The following is a 5,208-nucleotide window of genomic DNA, read 5'->3' as shown; positions in this document are numbered from 1 at the left end:
GAGTACGCGGCGGCCGGCATTCAGCACGTGTACGTGCACGCCACCTTCCTGCGCGGGCGCGCCACCGTGCTGGCCGGGGAGCTCGCCGAGCAGGGCGGCACGGAGTGATGCTCCACGCCACGCTCGCCCAGGAGCAGGCGAAGGTCACCGACTGGCCCGGTTACATCGGCTGGTCCATCGGCCTGCTGATCGTGATCGGCCTGGTCTACTGGCTGATGCGCCAGGGATGGAACTGGCGGCGCACCCTGCAGTCCGGCATCCCGCCGCTGCCGGCCGTGCCGGACCGCGCCGGACGCACCATCCTGGAGACCAGCGGCCGGTACCACGGCACGACCACCGCCGGGAACTGGCTCGACCGGGTCGTCGCCCACGGCCTGGGCACCCGCAGCCGCGCCGACCTCACCCTCGGCGAGGACGGCCTGCTGGTGCAGCGCCCCGGTGACGTCGACTTCTGGATCCCGGCCGAGCACCTGACCGGTGCCCGCACGGACTCCGGGATCGCCGGCAAGGTCGTCCCCTCCGGGCTGCTCGTCGTCAGCTGGGCGCACGAGGGCACCGAGCTGGACTCCGGCTTCCGGGCCGACCACCCCGACGAGCACGCCGCCTGGGTCGAGGCGATCGCTCGACTCGCAACACGTACGAAGACGAAGACGGAAGAGGCCGCGCAATGACCGCACCTGCCCCCACCACGCAGCGCCAACGGCGGGAACGAGTGCCTGCCGTGCTCGTCCTGGAGGACGGCCGGACCTTCCGCGGACAGGCCTACGGCGCCATCGGCGAGACCTTCGGCGAGGCGGTCTTCAACACCGGCATGTCCGGCTACCAGGAGACCCTCACCGACCCGTCGTACCACCGCCAGGTGGTCGTGATGACCGCCCCGCAGATCGGCAACACCGGCTGGAACGACGAGGACGACGAGTCCAAGCAGATCTGGGTCGCCGGCTACGTCGTGCGCGACCCCGCCCGGGTCGCCTCCAACTGGCGCTCCCTGCGCCCGCTCGACGAGGAACTCGTCAACCAGGGCGTCGTCGGCATCAGCGGCATCGACACCCGCGCGCTGACCCGCCACCTGCGCGAGCGCGGCGCGATGCGCTGCGGCATCTTCTCCGGCGAGGCGCTGGCCGACCCGGCCGCCCTGCTCGCCCGGGTGCAGCAGTCGCCCGAGATGAAGGGCGCCGACCTGTGCGCCGAGGTCGCCACCACCGAGCCGTACGTGGTGCCCGCGATCGGTGAGAAGCGCTTCACCGTCGCCGCGCTGGACCTCGGCATCAAGGCGATGACCCCGCAGCGGATGGCCGAGCGCGGCATCGAGGTGCACGTGCTGCCGGCCAACTCCACCCTGGAGGACGTCTACGCCGTCAACCCGGACGGCGTCTTCTTCTCCAACGGCCCGGGCGACCCGGCCACCGCCGACCACCAGGTCGCCGTCGCGCAGGGCGTGCTGGAGCGCAGGACCCCGTTCTTCGGGATCTGCTTCGGCAACCAGATCCTCGGCCGCGCCCTGGGCTTCGGCACCTACAAGCTCAAGTACGGCCACCGCGGCATCAACCAGCCGGTGCAGGACCGGACCACCGGCAAGGTCGAGGTGACCGCCCACAACCACGGCTTCGCCGTGAACGCCCCGCTGGACAAGGTGAGCGACACCCCCTACGGGCGGGTCGAGGTCTCCCACGTCTGCCTCAACGACGACGTGGTCGAGGGCCTGCAGGCACTCGACGTCCCCGCCTTCAGCGTGCAGTACCACCCCGAAGCGGCCGCCGGTCCGCACGACGCCGCCTACCTGTTCGACCGCTTCGTGAAGCTCATGGAGGGCCAGCGTGCCTAAGCGCACTGACATCAAGTCCGTCCTGGTGATCGGCTCCGGCCCGATCGTGATCGGCCAGGCCGCCGAGTTCGACTACTCGGGTACGCAGGCCTGCCGGGTCCTCAAGGCCGAGGGCCTGCGGGTCGTGCTGGTCAACTCCAACCCGGCCACGATCATGACCGACCCGGAGATCGCCGACGCCACCTACGTCGAGCCGATCACCCCGGAGTTCGTCGAGAAGATCATCGCCAAGGAGCGCCCCGACGCGCTGCTGCCGACCCTGGGCGGCCAGACCGCGCTCAACACCGCGATCTCGCTGCACGCGGCGGGCACGCTGGAGAAGTACGGCGTCGAGCTGATCGGCGCCGACGTCGAGGCGATCAACAAGGGCGAGGACCGCGAGCTCTTCAAGGGCGTCGTCGAGGCCGTCAAGGCCAAGATCGGCCACGGCGAGTCCGCCCGCTCGGTCATCTGCCACACCATGGACGAGGTGCTGGCCGGCGTCGACACGCTCGGCGGCTACCCGGTCGTCGTGCGCCCCTCCTTCACCATGGGCGGCGCCGGCTCCGGCTTCGCCCACAACGAGGAGGACCTGTGCCGCATCGCCGGCCAGGGCCTGACCCTCTCGCCGACCACCGAGGTGCTCCTGGAGGAGTCCATCCTCGGCTGGAAGGAGTACGAGCTGGAGCTGATGCGCGACAAGCACGACAACGTCGTGGTCGTCTGCTCCATCGAGAACTTCGACCCGATGGGCGTGCACACCGGTGACTCGATCACCGTCGCCCCGGCGATGACCCTCACCGACCGCGAGTACCAGATCCTGCGCGACATCGGCATCGCCGTCATCCGCGAGGTCGGCGTCGATACCGGCGGCTGCAACATCCAGTTCGCGGTCAACCCCGAGGACGGCCGGGTCATCGTCATCGAGATGAACCCGCGGGTCTCCCGCTCCTCGGCGCTCGCCTCCAAGGCCACCGGCTTCCCGATCGCCAAGATCGCCGCCAAGCTGGCCGTCGGCTACACCCTGGACGAGATCCCCAACGACATCACCGAGCAGACCCCGGCCTCCTTCGAGCCGACCCTCGACTACGTCGTCGTCAAGGTGCCGCGGTTCGCGTTCGAGAAGTTCCCGAGCGCCGACGCCACCCTGACCACCACCATGAAGTCCGTCGGCGAGGCCATGGCCATGGGCCGCAACTTCCCCGAGGCGCTGCAGAAGGCGCTGCGCTCGCTGGAGAAGAAGGGCTCCCAGTTCTCCTGGGCCGGCCCCGTCGGCGACAAGGCGGAGCTGCTGGCCAAGGCGGTCGTGCCGACCGACGGCCGGATCAACACCGTGATGGACGCCGTCCGGGCCGGCGCCACCCCGGAGGAGGTCTTCGAGTACACCAAGATCGACCCGTGGTTCGTCGACCAGCTCTTCCTGCTGGACGAGATCGCCGGCGAGCTGGCCGAGGCCGCCGAGCTCACCCCCGACCTGCTGCGCCACGCCAAGCGGCACGGCTTCTCCGACCAGCAGATCGGCGAGATCCGCGGCCTGAAGCCGGACGTGGTCCGCGAGGTGCGCCACGCCCTCGGCATCCGCCCGGTGTTCAAGACCGTCGACACCTGCGCCGCCGAGTTCGCCGCCAAGACCCCGTACTTCTACTCGTCCTACGACGAGGAGAGCGAGGTCGCCCCGCGCACCAAGCCCGCCGTGATCATCCTGGGCTCCGGCCCGAACCGCATCGGCCAGGGCATCGAGTTCGACTACTCCTGCGTGCACGCCTCCTTCGCGCTCGCCGAGGCCGGGTACGAGACCGTCATGGTCAACTGCAACCCGGAGACCGTCTCCACCGACTACGACACCTCCGACCGGCTCTACTTCGAGCCGCTCACCCTGGAGGACGTGCTGGAGATCGTCCACGCCGAGCAGCAGGCCGGCCCGCTCGCCGGTGTGATCGTCCAGCTCGGCGGCCAGACCCCGCTGGGCCTGGCCCAGGCGCTCAAGGACAACGGCGTGCCGATCGTCGGCACCCAGCCCGAGGCGATCGACCTCGCCGAGGAGCGCGGCGCCTTCGGCCGCGTCCTGCGCGACGCCGGCCTGCCGGCCCCCAAGCACGGCACCGCCTTCTCCTTCGAGGAGGCCAAGGCGATCGCCGACGAGATCGGCTACCCCGTGCTCGCCCGCCCGTCCTACGTGCTCGGCGGCCGCGGCATGGAGATCGTCTACGACGAGGCCTCGCTCGCCTCCTACCTGGAGCGCCACGCCGGCCTGATCTCCGAGCACCCGGTGCTCATCGACCGCTTCCTCGACGACGCGGTGGAGATCGACGTCGACGCGCTCTACGACGGCACCGAGCTCTACCTCGGCGGCGTCATGGAGCACATCGAGGAGGCCGGCATCCACTCCGGCGACTCCGCCTGCGCGCTGCCCCCGATCACCCTCGGCGGCCACGACATCAAGCGCCTGCGCACCTCCACCGAGGCCATCGCGCGCGGTGTCGGCGTCCGCGGTCTGATCAACATCCAGTTCGCCCTCTCCGGCGACATCCTCTACGTGCTGGAGGCCAACCCGCGCGCCTCCCGCACCGTTCCGTTCACCTCCAAGGCGACCGCCGTGCCGCTGGCCAAGGCCGCCGCCCGGATCTCGCTCGGCGCCACCATCGCCGAGCTGCGCGCCGAGGGCCTGCTCCCGGCCGAGGGCGACGGCGGCACGCTGCCCGCCGACGCGCCGATCGCGGTCAAGGAGGCCGTGATGCCGTGGAGCCGCTTCCGCGACATCCACGGCCGCGGGGTGGACACGGTGCTCGGCCCGGAGATGCGCTCGACCGGTGAGGTCATGGGCATCGACAAGGTGTTCGGCACCGCTTACGCGAAGGCGCAGTCCGGTGCGTACGGCGCGCTGCCGACCAAGGGCAAGGTCTTCGTCTCGGTGGCCAACCGGGACAAGCGCAACCTGGTCTTCCCGGCCCGTGCGCTGGTCAACCTCGGCTTCGAGGTGCTCGCCACCGCCGGCACCGCCGAGGTGCTCCAGCGCGGCGGCATCCCGTCCACGCTGGTGCGCAAGCACAGCGAGGGCGAGGGCCCGAACGGCGAGCGGACCATCGTCCAGCTGATCCACGACGGTGAGGTCGACCTCATCATCAACACGCCGTACGGCACCGGCGGCCGCCTCGACGGCTACGAGATCCGCACCGCGGCCGTGGCCCGCGCGGTGCCCTGCCTGACCACCGTCCAGGCGATGGGCGCGGCCGTGCAGGGCATGGACGCGCTGCTGCGCGACGAGGTCGGGGTGATGTCGCTCCAGGAGCACGCCGAGCTGATCAACGCCGGCCGCAAGTAGCACCACCGCAGTGGGGGGCACCGGAACAGCCGGGTGACTGCACGACTTCGTCGCCCACGAGATCACCGGCATCGTGCTGGAG

General features: G+C 70.7%; 3 protein-coding genes. All 3 read left to right on the top strand.

Going from position 1 to position 5,208, the window contains the following annotated elements; genetic code table 11:
* The first annotated feature begins 107 nt into the window (after positions 1 to 107).
* From ACIQOV_RS26415 to carB, 3 genes are read left to right on the top strand one after another with little or no spacing between them, the layout of a single operon-like run.
* A complete protein-coding gene (locus ACIQOV_RS26415; protein ID WP_401052508.1) occupies positions 108 to 671 on the top strand; it encodes a hypothetical protein in 564 nt (187 codons plus the stop codon).
* The gene (gene carA, locus ACIQOV_RS26410; protein WP_380542692.1) at positions 668 to 1,825 is read left to right on the top strand and encodes a glutamine-hydrolyzing carbamoyl-phosphate synthase small subunit; all 1,158 of its coding nucleotides are present in this window, start codon (positions 668 to 670) and stop codon (positions 1,823 to 1,825) included. Before ACIQOV_RS26415 ends, carA begins: the two co-directional genes overlap by 4 nt.
* A complete protein-coding gene (carB, locus tag ACIQOV_RS26405; protein ID WP_401052504.1) occupies positions 1,818 to 5,126 on the top strand; it encodes a carbamoyl-phosphate synthase large subunit in 3,309 nt (1,102 codons plus the stop codon). The genes carA and carB overlap by 8 nt, the downstream gene beginning before the upstream one ends.
* Positions 5,127 to 5,208 lie beyond the last annotated feature (82 nt).

This window comes from Kitasatospora sp. NPDC091257, from assembly GCF_044757675.1.
Classification (GTDB): domain Bacteria; phylum Actinomycetota; class Actinomycetes; order Streptomycetales; family Streptomycetaceae; genus Kitasatospora; species Kitasatospora lactacystinica.
Note: the sequence above shows the minus strand (reverse complement) of the source record. Positions and strands in the feature narration are given on the sequence as shown.